At 33.9% G+C, this 21,981-nt stretch carries 13 protein-coding genes; 8 read left to right on the top strand and 5 right to left on the bottom strand.

Features of this window, described 5'->3' with window-relative positions; genetic code table 11:
• Window positions 1-183 precede the first annotated feature (183 nt).
• Window positions 184-3,612, top strand: a complete 3,429-nt coding sequence (locus tag ACVCXO_RS17765; protein ID WP_452230935.1) for a protein O-mannosyl-transferase family — start codon at window positions 184-186, stop codon at window positions 3,610-3,612.
• 12 nt (window positions 3,613-3,624) lie between these two features.
• Complete coding sequence (locus ACVCXO_RS17760) at window positions 3,625-4,263, top strand: polysaccharide deacetylase family protein (RefSeq protein WP_452230934.1); 639 nt, start codon at window positions 3,625-3,627, stop codon at window positions 4,261-4,263.
• A gap of 51 nt (window positions 4,264-4,314) precedes the next feature.
• Here the strand turns inward: ACVCXO_RS17760 and ACVCXO_RS17755 are convergent, their stop codons facing one another.
• A complete protein-coding gene (locus ACVCXO_RS17755; RefSeq protein ID WP_452230933.1) occupies window positions 4,315-4,608 on the bottom strand; it encodes a thioredoxin family protein in 294 nt (97 codons plus the stop codon).
• A gap of 138 nt (window positions 4,609-4,746) precedes the next feature.
• Window positions 4,747-5,979, bottom strand: a complete 1,233-nt coding sequence (locus tag ACVCXO_RS17750) for a metallophosphoesterase (protein WP_452230932.1) — start codon at window positions 5,977-5,979, stop codon at window positions 4,747-4,749.
• Between the two features lie 117 nt (window positions 5,980-6,096).
• On the opposite strand from ACVCXO_RS17750, the gene ACVCXO_RS17745 reads away from it, so the two are divergent.
• Both ACVCXO_RS17745 and ACVCXO_RS17740 read left to right on the top strand, forming a co-directional pair.
• Complete coding sequence (locus tag ACVCXO_RS17745; RefSeq protein WP_452230931.1) at window positions 6,097-7,761, top strand: MFS transporter; 1,665 nt, start codon at window positions 6,097-6,099, stop codon at window positions 7,759-7,761.
• A gap of 121 nt (window positions 7,762-7,882) precedes the next feature.
• Window positions 7,883-8,497 (top strand): response regulator, encoded by a 615-nt coding sequence (locus ACVCXO_RS17740; RefSeq protein WP_452230930.1) that lies wholly within the window; start codon window positions 7,883-7,885, stop codon window positions 8,495-8,497.
• On the opposite strand, the gene ACVCXO_RS17735 is transcribed toward ACVCXO_RS17740, so the two are convergent.
• Window positions 8,489-10,423 carry a histidine kinase dimerization/phosphoacceptor domain -containing protein gene (locus ACVCXO_RS17735; RefSeq protein ID WP_452230929.1) on the bottom strand — a complete coding sequence of 645 codons (1,935 nt, stop codon included), beginning with the start codon at window positions 10,421-10,423 and terminating at the stop codon, window positions 8,489-8,491. The two genes, ACVCXO_RS17740 and ACVCXO_RS17735, sit on opposite strands and share 9 nt — an antisense overlap.
• Before the next feature lie 493 nt (window positions 10,424-10,916).
• On the opposite strand from ACVCXO_RS17735, the gene ACVCXO_RS17730 reads away from it, so the two are divergent.
• From ACVCXO_RS17730 to ACVCXO_RS17715, 4 genes are all read left to right on the top strand, one after another.
• On the top strand, window positions 10,917-13,448 hold the full coding sequence (locus tag ACVCXO_RS17730) for a T9SS type A sorting domain-containing protein (protein ID WP_452230928.1): 2,532 nt from the start codon (window positions 10,917-10,919) through the stop codon (window positions 13,446-13,448).
• Window positions 13,449-13,534: 86 nt separating this feature from the next.
• Window positions 13,535-15,826: a tail fiber domain-containing protein gene (locus ACVCXO_RS17725; RefSeq protein WP_452230927.1), complete on the top strand. Its 2,292-nt coding sequence runs from the start codon at window positions 13,535-13,537 to the stop codon at window positions 15,824-15,826.
• Window positions 15,823-16,836 carry a hemagglutinin protein gene (locus ACVCXO_RS17720; RefSeq protein WP_452230926.1) on the top strand — a complete coding sequence of 338 codons (1,014 nt, stop codon included), beginning with the start codon at window positions 15,823-15,825 and terminating at the stop codon, window positions 16,834-16,836. The genes ACVCXO_RS17725 and ACVCXO_RS17720 overlap by 4 nt, the downstream gene beginning before the upstream one ends.
• Before the next feature lie 25 nt (window positions 16,837-16,861).
• Window positions 16,862-17,644, top strand: coding sequence for a T9SS type A sorting domain-containing protein (locus tag ACVCXO_RS17715; protein WP_452230925.1), 783 nt, complete (start codon window positions 16,862-16,864; stop codon window positions 17,642-17,644).
• 69 nt (window positions 17,645-17,713) lie between these two features.
• Here the strand turns inward: ACVCXO_RS17715 and ACVCXO_RS17710 are convergent, their stop codons facing one another.
• Both ACVCXO_RS17710 and cphA read right to left on the bottom strand, forming a co-directional pair.
• Window positions 17,714-19,123: an aldehyde dehydrogenase family protein gene (locus ACVCXO_RS17710; protein ID WP_452230924.1), complete on the bottom strand. Its 1,410-nt coding sequence runs from the start codon at window positions 19,121-19,123 to the stop codon at window positions 17,714-17,716.
• Window positions 19,124-19,281: 158 nt separating this feature from the next.
• Window positions 19,282-21,924 carry a cyanophycin synthetase gene (gene cphA, locus ACVCXO_RS17705; protein WP_452230923.1) on the bottom strand — a complete coding sequence of 881 codons (2,643 nt, stop codon included), beginning with the start codon at window positions 21,922-21,924 and terminating at the stop codon, window positions 19,282-19,284.
• Between the last annotated feature and the right edge of the window lie 57 nt (window positions 21,925-21,981).

Raw genomic sequence — 21,981 nt, 5'->3', positions numbered from 1 at the left:
TTTGCGCAAACTTTTTTAGATAAAAAATAAATAAATTTTAATCTTTTTTTTAAAAACGCAGTGTATCAGATATTTCAACCTTACCAACAAACTACTATTCTTCCTATTTTAGTTATGAAAACCTTAAAATCTATGCTCATTTCATATTTATTATTAAATTCGCCATGTTAACAAGATAGATACATGACACAATTCAATTTTAAAAAATGGAACACCATTTTAGGCTGGTTTTCTTTTTTAATAGCTTTAATCACCTATAGCTTAACTGTTGAGCCTACCGTAAGTTTTTGGGATGCTGGAGAGTATATTTTAACTGCTTCAAAATTACAAGTAGGGCACCCACCTGGAGCTCCTCTTTTTCAAATGCTTGGCGCTTTTTTCTCCATATTTGCTTTAGAATCTTCACAAATCGGATTGTTAATGAATATGATGAGCGCTGTTTCTAGTGCTTTCACCATATTATTCATGTTCTGGACTATTAGTCTTCTACTTAAAAAAGTAGTTGCTAAGGATTCTGAATTAAATAAAAATCAATCTGTAGCTATTTTAGGTTCTGCCTTAGTTGGTAGTTTAGCTTTTACTTTTACCGATTCTTTTTGGTTTAATGCTGTAGAAACAGAGGTATATGCTATGGCAACTTTAATTATGTCCATTCTGTTTTGGCTAGGATTGCGTTGGGAACAAGACATGGATAAACCCAGAGGAAACCGTTGGCTTATTTTAATTGCCTTTGTTATTGGTCTTTCTTTTGGAGTACATTTTATGGGGTTACTTACCATTCCTGCAATTGGATTGATCTATTATTTTAAAAACTATAAAGAAATTACAGTAAAGAATTTTATAATCGCAAACGCAGTGACTATCGCTATTCTGCTTTTTATATTTAAACTTCTTGCTCCTAATATATTAAGATTTTTTAGTGTTCTAGAAATTTTCTTTGTGAATTCTATAGGTCTTCCATTTAATTCTGGGTCCATCATTGCCGGCCTACTTTTAGTCGCGCTTATTTATTTTGGATTACAATATACCAGAAAGAAAAACTACATACATTTAAACACAGCAGTACTTTGCTTAACCTTTATCATTATTGGTTTTTCATCATGGACCATGCTTCCTATTCGTGCAAATGCAAATGTTGTTATTAATGAAAACAACCCATCCAGTGCTAGAGAATTATTAGCATATTATAACTTAGAGCAATATCCGGAAACCCACTTGTTTTACGGACCTCAATTTACAGATCAATATTCTGGTTTAGATGAAATTGAACCTTATGTAGATGATAAGCCCAAATACGAAAAAGACTTAGTAAAAGGTGAATATGTTATTGTAAACGACTACAAAAAAGCGAAGCAAAACTACAATCATGAACATGCTTCTATTTTACCAAGAATGTGGAGTGCTGATAATGCCGAAAATTATTTAATGTTTACTGGTATTTTAGATTTTAAACTAAAACCAGAAGTTTCTTTAGACCACGAACAACGTTCTAATATTTCTGAAGTTATTGGTAGATACCAATCTGGAGGAATATCGGAAAGCGAATATGAAAACTTTATTACTTCGAATAGAGAATTAATTTCAGCATATTTTAAAGAAACGGAACTTAAAAAAACGATTACTGATTTTAAATCCGATGTCTCTCAAGGTTTAATAGACTATGAAGATTATAACAAATTTTTAAAGCAGTTTGGACAATATCTAGATATTGAAAAACCTTCCTTAATGAGTAACATTGTCTACATGTTTGAATACCAATTAGGCTACATGTATTGGCGTTATTTTATGTGGAATTTCACCGGAAGACAAGATGATATGCAAGGGGAATATGACAACCACGGAAACTGGATTAGTGGTATTAACTTTATCGATTCTTGGCATTTAGACCAGTCACAAACAGACTTACCGGGAGATGTAAAAAACAACAAAGCTAGAAATACATATTATTTCTTCCCATTAATTCTAGGGTTAATTGGCTTATTCTTTTTATATAATAAAGACAAAAAAACATTTTGGACAATGCTTGTGTTCTTCCTGTTTACAGGATTAGCAATTCAAGTATATACAAACGTAAGACCTTTTGAACCTCGTGAACGAGATTACTCTCTCGTTGGTTCATTCTACGTATTTGCCTTATGGATTGGATTTGGTGTTTACGGCATTTATGACGCGCTTAAAAAATATGCGCCTTCCAAAATGCTAGCTCCCGCAATTACATTGGTTTCTCTTATTTTAGTTCCTGGAATTTTAGCTGCAAATAATTGGGATGATCATGATCGATCTGGAAAATACACTGCAGAAGCAATGGCTAAAATGTATCTCGATTCTTGTGATGAAAACGCCATACTTTTCTCTATTGGAGATAATGACACCTTTGCACTTTGGTATGCCCAAGAAATTGAAGGTTATAGAACAGATGTTCGTGTGGTGAATACAAGTCTTTTTCAAACCGATTGGTATATCGATCAAATGAAACGTAAAGCATACGAGAGTGATCCAATTCCTTCGCAATTTACGCATGACCAATACAAACATGGTACCCGTGATTATGTAATGAAAAGAACCATCTCTAAGGATACCATGATGATTAAAGACTTCTTAGATTTTATAGGAAGTGAAAATCCTAAAACAAAATTCAAATATATTATTGAGCAGCAAGGAGACAACCCGAATGAGTATCCAAGTTATTTAACGAACTCTAATTATTTCCCTGTGGAAGATGTTATCATTCCTGTGAATAAAGAAAATGCTTTAAAATACGGAATTGTAGCCGCGAAAGATGCCGATAAAATAGAAGATCATATTCAGATCAAAATCACAGAAAGCGCATTATATAAAAACCGTCTTCTGATGTTAGATATTGTTGCGAATAATGATTGGAAAAGACCAATCTATTTTACAGGTGGCGCTTTTGGCGAAGATGATTATATCTGGATGAAAGATTATCTGCAACTTGACGGTATGTGTTATAAATTAACACCTATTAAAACTGCTGTAGACAGAGCGAACCCATTTGATATGGGAAGAGTAGATAGTGAAAAAATGTACAATATTGTTAAAAAATGGGATTGGGGAAATAGCAACAGCCCAGATATTTACCATGATGTAGAAACAAGAACAAATTCTATTACTTACAGAGGAAACTTAGCACGTTTAGTAGAACAATTTATAAATGAAGAAAAGCCTGAAAAAGCAGAAGAAATTGCAGATTTAGCAATGGATAACATGCCTGTGGATTACTTTGGTTACTATACATTGCTAGAACCATATATAAGCGCTTATTATGAAGTTGGTGCAAAAGAAAAGGCACGCAAATTATTTAAAGACGTAAGTGTTAAGTATCAAGAAAACTTAACATATTACAGCACTTTAGACCAAAGAAAACAGCGCGAACTTGGGGAACTTATCATTACAGATATAGAGCGTTATAAAGCACTTGTAGATGTTGTTCTAGACTATGATGATGAATTATCTAAAACCGAAGCTAAAACGTTTACTAACTTCTTACAGTTGTTTGATCATTTTAATGCTGGTATTTCTGACGAAGCACCTAGAGCACCAGTAGAAGATATAGATTTAATTCAAAAAGACACGGTGATTGCACCAGAATAAAATCTGGAACACATGAATTTAACGCCAGTAAAAACACCTTTAGTTGTACAGAAACTATTTCCTAAATATACTTGGGAAATAGCTTCTGATACTAAAGAAATTTACTTGACTTTTGATGATGGCCCAACACCTGAAATCACCAATTGGGTTTTAGATTTACTAAAACAATATAATGCAAAAGCTACCTTTTTCTGTATTGGAAATAATATAGAAAAGCATCCAGAAATATTTCAAGATATAATTAATGACGGTCATGCAATTGGAAACCACACACAAAATCATATAAAAGGTTGGAAAACTTCGGTTATAGATTATTTACACAGCGCAAAACGAACATATGATTTAGTATTAAACAATTATCAAATCAAGCTGAATTTGTTTCGTCCTCCTTATGGGCAAATAACTCCAAAACAAGGGACAGCACTTATAAAGCTAGGTTATAAAATAATCATGTGGAGTGTACTTTCTATAGATTGGGATGATTTTGTTTCTAGAAAAACTTGCTTAAACAATGTAATTACTAAGGCAGATTCCGGAAGTATTGTTGTATTTCATGATAGCATAAAAGCTTCAAAAAACATGCAATATGCATTACCTAAAGTATTAGAATATTTTAGTAAAAAGGGCTATGCTTTTAAAAGTATAGCATAGTTTTTTAGAAAAAAAAGCAAGGAATATGCTTCTTGCTTATAAAGAAATACATTAAACGTATTCTTGAATGATTCCAATAAGCGTATCTGAATCTTGCGCTCCAGTTTGCCTCCATTTCATTTCTCCATTTTTATAGATAATTAAAGTAGGTACGTTTTTAACACGCAAAGCTTCTGCTAATTCTTGGTTTTTATCTACATCTATTTTAATAACTTTTGCTTTATCACCTAATGCAGCAGCAACATCTCGAAGTATTGCATGCATACTATGCGATTGTTCATCTACCGCAAAAAAGTCTAAAAGCACAGGAATTTCTACATCTATAAGTTCTCCAAATTTTGACATATACAATAGTTTTTGTTCCAACACGTATATACAAACTTACTATTTCTATTCGTTTAATAATCCAAATCTATTTTAGTTGGATTACGTGTTATTTATAAAAATAAGCATTTTCGTATTAAAAATAACATTTCTTATAAATTATGTAACATTAGAACCTTTTTTAAGCTCTATTACAGTTACTTCTGGCCAAATCCCAACTCTTCCTGGAAATGCATGATAACCAAAACCTCTGTTCACATTAATAAAACGACCAAACTCATTATACAAACCAGCCCATTGTTTATATACATACTGTGACGGACTCCATCTAAAGAAACCTGGAATTTCAATACCCATTTGCAGTCCGTGTGTATGCCCACTTAAAGACAAGTGATAGTTAAAATCATCGTTTTTCACTTTATATTCCCAATGTGAAGGATCATGCGTCATCAAGATTTTAAAATCGTCTTTATGAATTCCTTCGGAAGCTATTGCTAAATCTCCCGCTTGATTAAATCCTTTTCCCCAATTCTCTACGCCTACTAAAGCTATTTTCTGACCATCTTTTTCAATGTATCTGTTTTCATTCAGCAATAAATCAAAACCTATTTTTGGGTGAATATCCTTTACATCTTGAAAATTCTTCACCTTATCTTGTGGTGTTTCCCATTCTACATAATCGCCATAATCATGATTACCAAGTACAGAATACTTCCCCATTGGTGCTTCCAGTGTACTAAAAAGAGTAATCCAATCGTTCATTTCATCTGCTTTATTATTTACAATATCTCCGGTAAATAAAATAATATCCGACTTCTGGTCATTAATCATTTGCACACCATATGCAATCTTCTCTTTATTGGTAAAACTCCCCGAATGAATATCGGATATCTGCGTGATTTTAAATCCGTCGAAAGCTTCCGGTAAATCGTCAAAAGTTAATTGATATTTTAGTACTTTATAGTTGTAACGCCCTTGGATTATTCCGTACAAAAAAGAGGCAAACGGTAATGCTGCTAGCCCCAATGCTATTTTAGCTATAAAAGCACGTCTTCCCTCAACTGGTTGTGTTTCTCCATTAGAAAAAACGGATAATAATTTCATAAATCCTCTAAAAACATCTTCGCCAAACATAACAGCTAAAATCAATACTTTAGGAATTAAAAATGTAAGCAAAAACCCTGCAGCTAACTGAAACCCTTTGGTTTGCCCAGCACTTCTAGGTGTTGTAAAAACAGTATAAAATAAGTTGGCGTAAATAGCCACTGCAATAAGAATCCAAACCCATTTTATTATTTTATTTTTTGTAACCGTCTTTAAAGCTTGAAAAGCATAAAACTCTACAAAAAACAAGACTAGTGAAACTAGTATAAGCGTGATAACAAATTTCATTTAATAATTTTTTATCAAATGTAATTCATTGCAGCCCATTTTAACATTCCGCATTTATATTTAACTATACCTTAAGATTTATTATATTACCGTTCTTAAATTAACTAAACCAACCAAATGAACAATCAAAATAACAAATCGGCTTTAACTACTTTGGTTACTGTTTTCTTTTTCTGGGGATTTATAGCTGCATCCAATGGTGTTTTTATTCCTTTTTGTAAAACGTATTTCAATATTGATCAGTTTCAATCGCAATTAGTAGATTTTGCTTTTTATGGTGCATATTATTTGGGCGCATTACTCCTATTTGTTTTATCGAGTTCTATAAAAAAAGACATCTTAAATTCTTGGGGTTATAAAAACGGCATTGTTTACGGTTTACTCCTATCTGCCATTGGTGCATTTGTTATGTACCCGGCAACTATGGGAGCCGAACAAGGACAAACACAAGTTTTCTATTTTGTTTTAATTGCGCTTTTTATTGTTGGTTTAGGTTTTTCGTTACAACAAACTGCAGCAAACCCTTTTACCATTGCACTTGGTGATCCTGCAACGGGATCTCATAGACTTAATTTAGCAGGAGGAATAAACTCTTTTGGGACTACTATTGGCCCAATTGTAGTAGCATTTATCATCTTTGGTTCTGCACCTTTATCTGGTGAAGAATTAACCACTATGATTCAAAATAATGAAATAAAACTAACCACAATACAATCGCTCTATCTTGGTGTTGGGGTATTATTTTTAGTAGCTGCAGCCTTGTTTCATTTTTCAAAAAAACTACCCGCTTTAAAGTCAGAAACAGCCTTTGAACCCGCAAACAAAGCCAAAAACTTACTTCTAGTTTTAACGGTAATTATTGTTGCATGTTTTGGATACATTTTTAGCACATACTCTGGTGGCCAAATTTCTTCGGAAGCTTTAGAACACAAAAGATTAATCCTTTTAGTTATCGCATTATTTGCAGTAATAGGCTGCCTTATTTTTGCATATTCTAGCTCTTCTAAAAAAGCGGAAGGTTGGGGAGCAATGAAGTACCCACAACTCGTTTTAGGTATGCTAGCCATATTCACCTATGTTGGTGTAGAAGTTACTATTGGAAGTAATTTAGGCGAATTATTGAAACAAGCAGTAAACGGCACAAATCTAAACGCATTAGGCCTAGCAACATTAAATGATGGGCAGTTAGCGCCTTACATCTCATTATATTGGGGCGGATTAATGGTTGGCCGTTGGGTTGGATCGATTACCATTTTTAATCCTAGTAAAGGGCTTAAAAAAGTATTACTAATTATTGTACCATATATTGCATTTGGTGTTATTCTATTAGTCAATTTTGGAAAATACTCCTCAGACCAAATACTCTTTTTTGGTCTTTGCGTAGCAGTACAAATCTTTGGTTTCTTTTTAGCGAAAGACAATCCTGTAAAAACATTAAAAATATTTAGTCTATTTGGTGTTCTAGCAATGCTAATTGGTTTGTTTTCTTCTGGAAATGTGGCATTATTTGCATTCTTATCTGGAGGATTATTTTGCTCTATTATGTGGCCTTGCATCTTTACATTAAGCATTGCAGGATTAGGAAAATACACCTCTCAAGGTTCTGCTTTTTTAATCATGATGATTCTTGGTGGTGCAATTATTCCGCCACTGCAAGGAAAATTAGCAGATGTTTTTAATATTCAATCTTCCTATTGGATTGCTGTTTTATGTTTTGTGTACTTACTATTCTATGCCTTTAGAACAAAAACGGTTTTAGATAAACAAGGCGTGACATATTAAGACTAAATAAAAACTAAACAGCTGATTTTAAATTTTTTACCAAAAATACTTACTTACAAATCACAAATAGCTTAACTTTCACTTTTCGTAAAATTAACCTGAAAACTGAAATAGAGTTTGTATGTCTGCTATTCGTATTTTAATTGTTGAAGACGACCCAATTATATCTGAAGATATTAAAGATATGCTAACTAGTGCAAACTATGAAGTAGTAGGAACTGCCTATGATAAAACAGATGCTTTACAGGCTATTGAAAAAATGAAACCCGATTTAGTTTTATTAGATATTAATTTGGATGGAAATTATGAAGGTTTTGAAATTGCAGAACATATTAACAAAACTCGGAAAATTCCATTTCTATATTTAACTTCTTATTCCGGAAAAGAAATAGTACAAAAGGCAAAAAAGACTTTACCAATGGGTTATATCGTAAAGCCATTTAATGAGCAAGAACTTTTTACAAGTATTGAAATAGCTTTTTATAATTTCTCCAAATTTATACTCCCGCTAGAGCTACATCGAGAGGTTATTAATAAATTAATTGCAACGCCGTTAACACAAAAAGAATTTGACGTACTAAAAGGAATGTATGACGGTAAAAACAACCAACAGTTAGCCGACGAACAATTTGTTAGTATTAATACTACAAAAACACATATTAAAAACATTTACGAAAAACTAAATACGCATACACGTTTAGAAACCATAAACGCACTAAACAACTTGCTACGCTAATTTTTTAGGAATTGTTAAAGCAACTTCGGTACCATTATTATTATTTGTTGTAATAGTAGCTTTTAATTTTTGAACAAACGAATTTATAAGACGTTGCCCAAATGTTTCTGTATTCGATTTTTTAATAAAATCCTCTCGAAGACCAATACCATTATCTTTTACAGACAAATCATAACTAGCAGTACTTTCTTTCATTACTATTATAATTTCTGGATTTTTAGATTTCACACCTTCAAAAGCATGCTTTAGCGAGTTTGTCATCAATTCATTAACAATTAAACCAATAGGCACAACCGATTCAATTTCCATAACAATACCTTTCGCCTGAATAGTAACCTGTATTTCCTTTCCCGATTTTTGATAGGAGTTAAATATACTGGTAGCTAATCCTTCAAAATAATCTTGAATATTAACCAAAGTTAAATCGTCTCCTGCATAAAGATTTTTATGCAAAATAGCCATAGACTGCACTCGATTTCTTCCATTCTGTAATACTTCAAAAGCTTTTTCATCTTCAACATATTTAGATTGCAGGTTAAGCAAACTAGATATCATTTGTAAATTGTTTTTAACTCTATGATGTGTTTCGTGAAGCAATAATTCTCGATCTTTTAACGCTTTGGTTATGATCTGATTTTTGGTTTTTATCTTATTATACACTTTAAAGAGACTAAGAACAGCTATAGAAAGTAAAAACAAAACAATAAGCGTACCAATAGATATTGCTCGAGTTCTAGAAAGTTTTACGGTAGCAACTTCTTTTTCTTTATTCAATAATAAAATCTCTGCATCTTGGTTTTGTTTTTCATACAAAGCATCTTTTTCTGCTATAATTTCTATAGATTCTTTAGAGTAAATAGAATCACTAATCTCTTTAAAAGATTTATAATCCTTTAGCGCATCTTTATAATTCCCACTGTTTTCATATGCTTCCGACAAAAGCTGATACGCTGTTTGTTGTTGGTAAAGCGATTCATGTTCATCATATTTAAAAACATCTTTTAAATGAGAAATTGCTTCTGGGTATCTATTTAATTTAATTAAAACCTTACCCATATTTAGTTTTGATTCACATAAATTATAGGTACTACTTAAATGTTCTCTAATTTTTAGTGCTTTAAGATGCTCCATATATGCCTCTTCTAAGCGATCTTGTTTTTGTCGTAAAAGTCCCAAAAAATCATAATGAAAACCCATTTCTCGAAGTGTTGGAAACACTTTATTGAGTTCTTTTTGCTTCATTAAATGTAGTTCTGCCTTATCAAAATTACCCAATTCAGTATAAAGTAAACCTAAATTAGCATTTGTTCCAGCCATACCAGAGCTATCCTTTAAAACTTCAAACTGTTGTAATGCTTTTACATATTGTTCTTTACTTTTTTCTAACTGATCTATATTCATATAAAAGCCTGCCAAAGAATTATTAATTCTCGCTTTTTGTTCTGCTGTTCCTATAGCATCGTAAATTTTGGCGGTTTCAATTAAATGTTTTTGAGACACCACATTATTACCTAAATACATATTTAAGGTGCCTATAAAATGTCCGCTAATAGCGATATCTAAAGAATCTTTGTGCTTTTTAGAATAATTGTAAATGTTTTGATAATAATTAAGTGCCGTAGCATAATCTCCATGCCATCGATGACAAGCTGCAAATATGTAATTATTACGCCTTACTTGACTACTGTCTGCAGTATTTACATATTCTTGCTTTAATTGATTCGCAATTTTTTCTGCCAATTGTGGGTTACGTTGTACCAAATGTTCCCCCATTAAAAACAGTACTTCCGTTTTTTCTTTTTTATTGGTACTCTTATTTATTACAGATTGCAAGCTATCCTGATACGCATCCGGTTTTGCATCTTGCCCATAAGACAACGAACAAATTAGAATACATATATAAAATAGTTTTATAGAAAATTTCATTTGCTTTTAATCATTAGGATACAAAAGTACAACATCCTGTTTTTAAAAAAATCACCCATTAGGATGAAAAAAAAATGCAGATAAAGTATGAATTTTACATCGTTCTTAAAAAGGAACATAAGCTATTAATCTCGTGGAATTAAATTTCCTTAAACGTCAATCTAATGAAAAAACTACTTTTTTTTATACTACTCTATTGTTTACCCCTTTTTTATTTTCTCAGATAGTAATTGATGACTCTGCCTTATCTAAAAACATCTCCGTTTCCCAAAATGGAATTCCTATAAAATTGAAACAGGGAAAAGTAAGGCCTCTAAAAAAATCATTATTCTATAAGATACAAAAGCGCTATTAATCGAAATAATTGAAGTGAATTCAATTATTTTTTAAAGAAGAAAGCTACTCAAACTATTGGTTTTCTAAAAAATAAAAAACGTCACACAAAAAAACAACACGTAAACCACTCACAATTAAAGCCTTAATATATAAGACCATGAAAAAAATTTACTTTTTAATTAGCACCATATTATTAACACAATTCGCTTTGGCACAACCCGCAAATGATACTTGTGCTAATGCCGAATCCATAATAGTTACCACTAGTGAAACGAATATCAGTTTTACAATTATCGATGCCATAGTTACTAATGAAGAAGGTTGTGCTGGATCTACTGCAGACTATGCAGATATTTGGTATGATTTTACCATGCCTGTTGATGGAAATGTATTTATTGACGGTATAACTTCTTGGAATAGATTTGCACTTTATGATGCTTGTGGTGGCACACAAATACAATGTGGCTCTGGTGACCAATTATACTCTAGTTTAACCGGAGGAATGAACTATAAACTACGTCTTTTTAGAACCGCTTCGAATGCTACGAATACAAACTACCTAAACTTCTCCATAAAAGCATATCCAGCAGCAACAAATGATGATTGCGCTTCTGCGGAAACACTTAACGTTTCTACCGAAGAAACAGAAGTCGATTTCCAAATTGCTGGTGCAACCATAAATAATGAAGAAGGTTGTAGTGGAATAACTAGTGACTATGTAGACGTCTGGTATGATTTTACCATGCCTATAAATGGAAATATATTTATTGATGGAACTAGTAACTGGAATAGTTTCGCTCTATATGATGCTTGTGGTGGCACACAATTGCAATGTGGTTCTGGCGATGCCTTATATTCAGAATTAACAGCAGGAACAAATTACAAATTACGCCTTTTTAGAACGGTTGCGCTTGCAGACAATGTATACCAGAATTTTTCAATTAAAGCGTATCCTGAAGTAGCAAATGATGATTGTGCTTCTGCACAAACACTAAACGTTACTACAGAAGACACCTACGTAGCGTTCGAAATTGGTGGCGCAACGATAAATAATGAAGAGGGTTGCACTGGAACAACAGCTGACTATATAGATATTTGGTATGATTTTACCATGCCTGTAAATGGAAATTTATTTGTTGCCGGTACAACTACTTGGAATAGCTTTGCACTATATGATTCTTGTGGTGGCACACAAATGCAATGCGGCACTAGTGACCAACTGTATTCTGGTTTAACCGCAGGAACAAACTATAAATTACGCCTTTTTAGAACGGTGGCACTTGCAGATAACACCTACCAATACTTTTCAATTAAAGCATATCCAGAAGTAATAAATGATACTTGTGCATCTGCCCAAACATTAAATGTTACTACAGTAGAAACCAATGTAGATTTCGAAATTGGTGGTGCAACAATAAATAGTGAAGAAGGCTGTGCTGGAACAACAGCTGACTATGTAGATATTTGGTATGATTTCACCATGCCTGTAAACGGAAATTTATTTATTGATGGCACTAGTTCTTGGAATAACTTTGCGCTATATAACACTTGTGGTGGTACACAAATACAATGTGGTGATGCCGACCAGCTATATCCTCAATTAACAGCTGGAACAAACTATAAACTTCGTGTTTTTAGAACCGTTGCTTTAGCAGATAACGCCTATTCCAACTTTTCCATAAAAGCATACCCAGAAGCAACAAATGATTTTTGCACTTCCGCACAAACATTAACAGTGACAACAGAAGAAACAAACATCAATTTTGAAATTGGTGGTGCAATGCTAAATAATGAAGAAGGTTGCACAGGAACAACAGCTAACTATTTAGATATCTGGTATGATATTACCATGCCAGTAAACGGTAATTTATTTGTTGGTGGCACAATAAATTGGAATAATTTCGCATTATATGATGCCTGTGGTGGCACACAAATTCAATGTGGCAATACCGACGAACTGTATTCCGGTTTAACCGCAGGAACAAATTATAAATTACGCCTTTTTAGGACCGTTGATTTAGCAGACAATAGTTACTTAAATTTTTCTATTCAAGCTTTTGAAATTATAAATAATGACGATTGCGCTTCCGCGGAAAACATTACAGTTACCAATTCACCTACAACCGTAAACTTCGGAATTGCTGGAGCAACCATTAATAATGAAGTTGGTTGTTCTGGAACTGCTGCTGAAGATTATGCAGATGTTTGGTACGATTTCACCATGCCAATAAATGGTTATATAGTTATAGATGGAACAATAAACTGGAATAATTTTGCCCTTTACGACGCTTGTAATGGCACAGCATTAGATTGCTTTGAATATGAAGGAACTATTGCTGATTTAACATCTGGAACAACATATAAGCTTCGCGTATTTAGAACTTTAGCACTTGCAGATAATGAATACTACAAAAGCTTTACTATTCATAGCACAGAAACATTAAGCACAAATAGCAATGCATTAGAAAACAGTATTCAAATGTATCCCAATCCAGCAGATACTATTTTAAACATTTCATCTGCAGAAAACCAAACCATTTCAGCGATTACTATTTATAATATGTTGGGCAAAAAAGTATTAATAACAAAAGTAAAATCGATTGATGTTAGTAATTTTCAAACAGGAATGTATCTCGTTAAAATCACCACCGAAAAAGGACAAGTCACAAAAAGAATAGTTATTCAATAAACCTCTTTTTTTTTAGAAAAGGAAATCATAATAAAAAGCAGTTAATCCGGTACTTTCTCTAAACAAAGTCCATAAAAAACATGATTATGAAAAACACAATTTTAAGTATTGCGCTATTACTCATTATCCAATTTACGTTTGCACAAGGCAATAGCATTAACTATAAAGCCATAGTAAAAGACAACCTTGGTAATGTAGTAGCAAACCAAAATATTACAGTTCAATTTATCATTCGAAAAGGTCTAGCTAATGTATATCAAGAAACCCATACACCAACAACCAATGCCAATGGGGTCATTATTGTAAACATAGGAGAAGGTACTACTTCTGATGATTTCTCAACGATTGACTGGGGAGAAAATGATCATTTTTTAAATGTGCAGATCGATACCGGAAATGGACTTATTGATCTTGGAACAACACAATTTAAAACTGTGCCTTATGCATCCTTTGCTACAGAAGCCGGTAATGTTTCGGGTCTAGAATCCATTAATGAGGGTACTGGGCCAGGATGGAGATTAAAAGGGAAAAACCCCATACAATTTGGGAATATTGGTAATTTAGCTGTAGATCTTAGTACTTCTTTCGAAGTATCCGATGACCATGGCGCAACTGGTAATAGATCATTTGCTGTAGGGACAAACACAATTGCTTCAAACAGTTCCACTGCTGCTTTTGGTTTTGAAAGCGAAGCTTCTGGTGGTAACTCTACTGCAATGGGATATCGCACAAAAGCAGAGGCATTAGCTTCTTTAGCAATTGGTTCTTACAATGTAGGTGGAGGTGCTCCTTCCAATTTCGCCTCTACAAACCCACTGTTTGAAGTCGGTAATGGAACTAATACGAATACGCGAAGTAATGCCCTTACCGTATTACAAAATGGCACCGTTACAGCACCAAGTTTTGATTTAGCTGAAATTACAGACCCTAAAGCACTTATTACTAAAGAATACGCTGACATTAATTTAGTAACTTCTGGTTTAGAGGCTATAGACGAAGGCAACGGAATAGGATATCGAATAAAAGGTACAAACCCTGCTAATTATGGAAATATTGGAATTGGTGCAACCGATTTAAATATAAACAGCATAGCATCGACAACGTATGGTGCAACTGGCAATAAATCTTTTGCTCAAGGATCTCATACTACTGCCTCTGGATATGGCTCTGTGGCAATGGGTAATTTCACCAATGCTTCGGGTATTATGTCTACAGCAATGGGAGATTACACGATATCTTCAGGAACAGCTTCTACGGCTTTGGGTAGAAACACAAAAGCTTCAGCAAATTACGCAACATCTTTAGGTAAAAACACAAAAGCCGAAGCGCTTTCTAACACTGCAATTGGTCAGTATAATATTGGAGGCGGTAGTCTTACTAATTGGTTATCAACAGACCCATTATTTGAAATAGGAAATGGTACTTCTACCAACAATCTATCCAATGCGCTAACCGTACTCAAAAACGGGCGTGTAGGTATAGGAAAACATAGCGATCTAAATGGCATGTTAGAAATAGAAGGTAATAGTTCTTTAAGTAAACCTCAACTCTCCTTAGTAGAAAATAATGCAGGTTTTGCACGATTAAAATTCACGAACTCCAATCGCCCTGGTAATGGTTACTGGGATATCGCTGGTTTCATAGGCGAACAAGGAATTGATGATAGACTCAATTTTTTTAGTAGTTACCAAGGTAATATACTGTCTTTAGGTGGCTTTGGCGATGTAGATCTTAATGGATGGTTAGAGATTAAGAACGATATAGGCATCCCTTTACTAATTTTAAAGTCAGAAGGTATTAACACGGTATCTCTAAGAATGCAGGGTTCTGGTCGTGGTGGAAATGATCGTTGGGACATAGATGCATTTATATCAGGCACTAGTTCCTCATTAGATCGCTTAACATTTAATAACAGTGATGGTGGGGATATTATGTATATGACGGGAAGTGGTAATGTTTTTGTAAACGGAAATCTTGCGCATGCATCCGACAAACGTCTAAAACGTGATATTGAAACAATAGATTTTGGTATTGCTGAAATTTTAAAGTTAAACCCCGTACAATACAACTGGAAAGATAAGGAGAATAAACCCTATAAATCCTTAGGCGTAATCGCACAAGAAATAGAAGAAATAATTCCTAATGTAGTACAGATAGGTGATGATTCAACACAAATGTTAAGTGTAAGTTATACCGAATTGATTCCAGTGTTGATTAAAGCTATTCAAGAACAACAAGCAATCATCCAAGAACAAGAAACCAAGATTGCTTCCCAAGATGATAAATATACTTCCCTTGAAAAAATGGTGCTGTCGATGGCTTCAAAAATGGAAGGAGAAATACCAAATTTAATTTCCGAAAACACATCCAAAAAATGAAATTTTCAAAGAAACATAACAAACACCAAGTAATCCTAAGGAAGAGGATGAGTAAAACAAGTCTTATCTTTTTAAGTTGTCTATTATGTAGTTACATAAGTTTTGGACAAACCATAGAAAAGTTCAGTATAGACAGTGGAGGTGCAATTGCTACTGCAGGAAATATTGAAATACTATATACCATTGGTGAATTAAACACACAAGAATTGAGCACTGCAAACATACAGGTTTCTGAAGGCTTTATTAATGGAATCCTGAAAATTAAAATAGAACCAAAATTATTTTTACAAGGACCATTTCTAAATCCTGCTACTCCTGGATTAATGAATGACAACCTGCGTAGTTCAAACTATCTTCCAACTACAAGTCCGTATGCTGACGCTGCTACTTGTAACCCGTCTGTATTTTCAGTAACAGGAAACCAGGCTATTGTAGATTGGGTTTGGGTAGAACTACGCGCTGCTAATGACAATCAAAAATTGATAAATGGAAAATCGGCTTTACTACAACGCGATGGTGATGTGGTTGCCTTAGATGGTCTATCCGATTTGGTAATGTACGCAGCACCAACCAACTATTATATAGTGGTTAAACACAGAAATCATTTAGGCGCTATGAGTGCTACAACTATTGGATTAAACGAAAACGCTGCTACCCTTGTAGATTTTACTACGCCAGCCTTTGCAACCTTAGGTACTAATAGTCAAGCCAACCTAAGCGGTACCATGGCACTTTGGGCAGGAGATGTAAATGGAAATAATCAATCTCGATATTTAGGTCCTAATAATGATGCTAGTGCTTTAAAAAATGCTATCGTTAACCATTCTGGTAATACTACAAGTAGTAATTACTATCCTTTTACTGGCTATAATAATGCAGATATTAACATGAATGGTCAAGTACGCTATCTCGGACCAAATAATGATAGTGCTATTTTAAAAAACGTGATTGTTAACCATCCTAGTAACACCTCATTTTCAAACTATTTCCCAATTCAAATTGCATTTTAAATAAAAAATTATAAAAACATAAATTATGAAAAACCGTTACAAAACAATGCTGCTTATGCTTTTAAGTATATGTAGCTATGCACAAACCATAGACTTTAGTATTTCTTTCTTAGGAATTAATAGCGCTACTAATAATTATCAAATAGCATTAATAGCCACGCCTAGTAGCAACATGACTAATGCGAACACCGATGATATGGTAGCAGCTTTTTATGTACCTCCAGGAATGACCTTAGGTAATTTTGAATTAGGAAACTCGGGTATACCTATTAACGATTGGTCTTCTAATTCTTTAGGATCTAATGCAAATGGAGATGCCTACTATTTAGCTCGTGTGGAAGGAGGAGCTTTTGGTACCTTTTTAAATGGAGACGGCCCTTTTCAATTAGTTTTGTTTGATGTGATTACCAACCCAAATCCAATGTCTGGAAGTATTACTTTTATTGAAAATGGCGACACTATTCTTACAGATAATTTTTTAGAAAATTATATCAATATTAATGGAATAGGAAACATTTATAATCAAAATGATCCATCTGCAAAAACAATAAACTTTTCGACACTTTCATTAGAAGACCATACAGCTATAGAAAATGAATTAGTGGTGTATCCAAATCCAACCTCAGAATATTTAAATATTGCAACAAAACACCAAATTGAACAAGTAGAAATATTTGACCTGTTAGGAAAAAAAGCACGAACAACAAAAGCAAAATTAATCGACGTTAGTACTTTTCAAAAAGGGATTTATCTCGTTACCATTACCACCAAAAAAGGTCAGATTACCAAAAGAATTGTTATTCAATAAAATATTAAAGACGCTATTAATTGAAGTAAAAAAGGGAAGGTTAAGTAAAACTAACACTCCCTTTTTTCATTAAAACCACTTAATAGTTAAGTCCACAAGACTCTGTTTAAAATTAGTATATGGCGGAAACAAAAATTCTATAGAACCTATAGTATGCTGCTTTAATACCGAACGCATATTCGAAAATTCTTGGAAACCAAAAATACCATGTGCTTTTCCTATACCGCTATTATTACTTCCTCCAAACGGTAAGTTATGATTGGTATATTGCAATACATTATTATTAATTGCGGTACTTCCTGCTCTCGTGTTTTTTATAACCTGATTTATATTTTTCTTGCTTTTACTATACATGTAAAGCGCTAAAGGTTTTTCTTTAGAATGGATATAACCAATAGCTTCTTCTAGTGTTTTATATGTTTTTATAGGAAGAATAGGTCCGAAAATCTCGTCTTGTAAAAGCAAAGCACTTTCTGGTACATTGGAAATAACGGTTGGTTCTATAAAGTTATCTTCGGAAGCTGTTTTACCTCCAATTTCAATCGTGGCATTATTAGATTTCGCATCTTCCAAATGCGCTACTAAACGCTCAAAATGTTTTGCATTTACCACACGAGAAAGCGAATCGGAAGCAGAAGCATCTTCGGTAAAAAACGTTTTCAGCTGTGCTCTTAACTCCGAAACAAAAGCGTCTTTAATCGTGTCTTTTATTAAAATATAATCTGGAGCAATACAGGTTTGTCCGCTATTTAAAAACTTTCCCCAAGCAATCTTTTTAGCGGCAGCTTTTAAATTTGCCGTTTCATCAATAATGGTTGGCGATTTGCCTCCAAGTTCTAAAGTCACCGAAGTTAAATGCGCCGATGCCGCTTTCATTACAATTTTTCCAACCTGTGGCGATCCTGTAAAAAAGATGTGGTTAAAAGGAAGTTTTAATAATTCGGTAGAAACTTCTACTTCACCTTCTACCAAAGCGATTTCATTGGCATCAAACAAATCAGAAATAATTTCTGCCATCACTTTAGAAATATGCGGCGTCATTTCGCTAGGTTTAATAATCACTGTATTTCCTGCTGCAATTGCAGAAACTAATGGTCCGAACGTTAAGTTTAAAGGAAAATTCCATGGAGAAATAAGCAAACAAACCCCTTTTGGCTCGTGTATATAATACGAAGAAGATCCAAGTAAAGCCATTGGCGTTTCTACTTTTTGGCGTTGCATCCAGCTTTTCAGATTACTCTTTGCAAATTTAATTTCACCAATTACCGGATAGATTTCTGTTAAATCGGTTTCAGTAAACGGTTTTTTAAAATCTGTATATAACGCTTCTCTTATTTTATCCTTATACGTAAACTCCACTGCTTTTTTTAACGCATTCAGTTTTGCAATACGTTGCTTATAGGTTGTGTTTCCTATGTGATACTGATTTGCTTTCTGGATATGAAATAAAGTAGCGTATTTATTATCGGAGTAATTCATTGTTCCATAAATATTATTTAAAATCAACGAGAAGCTGACTAAAAAGTTTACAATTAAAAAATGTCATATTAAACGCAGTCGAAATACTTAAAAAGATAAAGGTTTCCGACTGTGCTCAAACGGACATTATATATTATTTTCGAGAGCTTTATTTCTAACTAATCTGCGTAATTCAGCTCGCCTCTAGATTCTTGTTCTTTAAACTTTTTTACCAGTTCTAAAGCATCCGGAATCACATCACTACACAAAATAATTAACGAACCTTTCACTGCATTTTTAACCGCAAATTTTATCGCCTCTTTTTCCGATGGAATAATGGTTGTTTTCTTATTCGGATCTTTCATTTTAATACCATCATTCAGCATTTTAATAAGCTCCTCTTCTGTTTTTCCGCGTAAGCGTTTGTCTTGTCTAATAATAATTTCATCAAACATTTCGGCAGCAATACTTCCCATTTCATTATTATCTTCTACTCTTCGATCGCCAATTCCTGCAATAATTCCCACTTTAACAGTAGCATCTAATTCTTCTACAAAATTTTGAAGGGCACGCATTCCTGCTGGATTATGCGCATAATCTAAAAGAATAGAAAAGTCATTAAATTCGAATAAATTTAAACGACCAGGCGTTTGTGCAGCCGAAGGAATAAAGGTTTCTAAAGCCGCTTTCATATCTTCAATACTAATGCCTTGAACATGCGCAGCAAGCACAGCACCAAGTACATTTTGAATCATGAATTTCGCTTTCCCGCCATAGGTTAACGGAATATTCACCGCTTCCATAATACGCATTTTCCATTCGCCTCTACAAATAGTAACCCAACCGTTTTCGTACACAGCAGTAATACCATTAAGACGTTGTAATGCTTTTACATGCGGATTGTTTTCATCCATAGAAAATAAAGCGACGTTACAATCTAGGTTACGACGCATATCGTAAACCAAATCATCGTCCGCATTTAAAATAGCATAACCATCTGGTAAAACCGTTTCCGGAATCACCGCTTTTACTTTTGCTAATTGTTCTACGGTATGAATTCCTTTTAAGCCTAAATGATCTGCTGCAACATTAGTTACTACAGCGACATCACACTTTTTAAAACCTAATCCAGCACGAAGCAATCCACCTCTTGCACATTCTAAAACCGCAAAATTTACGGTTGGATCTTTAAGTACAAATTCGGCACTCGCAGGACCAGTACAATCGCCAGTCATTAATAATCTATTTTGTATATAAACACCATCACTTGTAGTATAACCAACACGATGGCCATTCATTTTTACAATATGTGCAATAAGTCTTGTGGTTGTTGTTTTACCATTCGTTCCAGAAATTGCTACAATAGGAATACGTCCTGTTTCTCCTTTTGTTGGAAATAATTTATCAATTACTGGAGCTGCAACATTACGTGGTAACCCAGTAGTTGGTGCTAAGTGCATTCTAAATCCTGGACCAGCATTTACTTCTAAAACAGCACCACCAGTTTCGGATAGTGGTTTAGAAATATCCGTGGTCATAATATCAATTCCGCAAATATCTAAATCTATAATTTTAGAAATACGTTCTGCCATGGCAATATTTGCAGGATGAATTATATCGGTAATATCTTCCGCAGTTCCACCAGTACTTAGGTTTGCGGTATCTTTTAATATCAATCTTTCACCAGCTGCTAAAACCGATTCTAAAGTATAACCAGCATCTTTAATGATGGTTTGCGTTAGCTCGTTGGTAGTAATTTTAGTCAATACATTTTCATGTCCGAAACCACGACGCGGATCGCTATTTACTTTATCAATTAATTCTTGCACGGTAGATTTTCCGTCACCAACAACATGTGCAGGCGTTCTAATCGCTCCAGCCACTAACCTATTATTAATTACAAGTAGCCTATAATCTCGACCTGTAATAAATTTTTCGACAATAATAGCACCGCTTCGTGAGCTTTCTTTTGCATGATGAAAAGCTGCTAGTGCATCTTCATAATTATTAATGTCTACTGTAATTCCTCTTCCATGATTGCCATCTACAGGTTTAATCACTAGCGGATAACCAACATAGCTACATGCTTCTTCTAAACTACGTTCGCGTCTAATAATATCACCACGAGGTACTTCTACTTCCGCTTGTTCTAATAAGTATTTGGTATCTTCTTTATCACAGGCTAATTCTACACCAATACTACTTGTTTCACTGGTAACTGTTGCTTGAATACGTTTTTGATTTGCGCCATAACCTAATTGGCAAAGCGAATATTTATTTAAACGAATCCAAGGAATTCCTCTAGATTCGGCTTCTTCAATAATAGAACCTGTACTCGGACCTAATCGATCCGATTCCCGAAGTTCTCGCATTTCTTGAATATCATCGGTTAAATCGTAGTCTTCGCCAGCAATTAAAGCTTCGCAAATTCGGACTGCAGATTTTGCTGCAAAGCGACCAACAGATTCTTCCATATAAGAAAAAACAACGCTATACACGCCATGTTCGCCATAACCTCTGGTTCTTCCAAAACCAGTATCCATTCCAGCTAATGTTTGAATTTCTAAAGCAATATGCTCTATAATATGTCCCATCCAAGTACCTTCATCCACGCGCATAAAAAACCCACCTTCGCAACCTTCCGAACATCGATGCGAATACATCGTTGGGAACATTGCTTTTAATCTTTCTGGAAATCCATCAATTTTATTCGATGGTAATTCTTCCATTTCTTCCAGATCAAGAACCATTACTATTAGTTTGTGACGTCTTATAGACCAGTAGTTTGGTCCTCTCATGGCATTTATTTCGCGTATCTTCATGCAGGTTTTGGTTTAATTAGTTATTGTGAAAGATTATAAATATATACAATTTCTGTA

The sequence above is a fragment of the Lacinutrix sp. MEBiC02404 genome, from assembly GCF_053601575.1.
The sequence above is the reverse complement of the archived record's forward strand: the minus strand, read 5'-3'. Positions and strand labels throughout refer to the sequence as shown.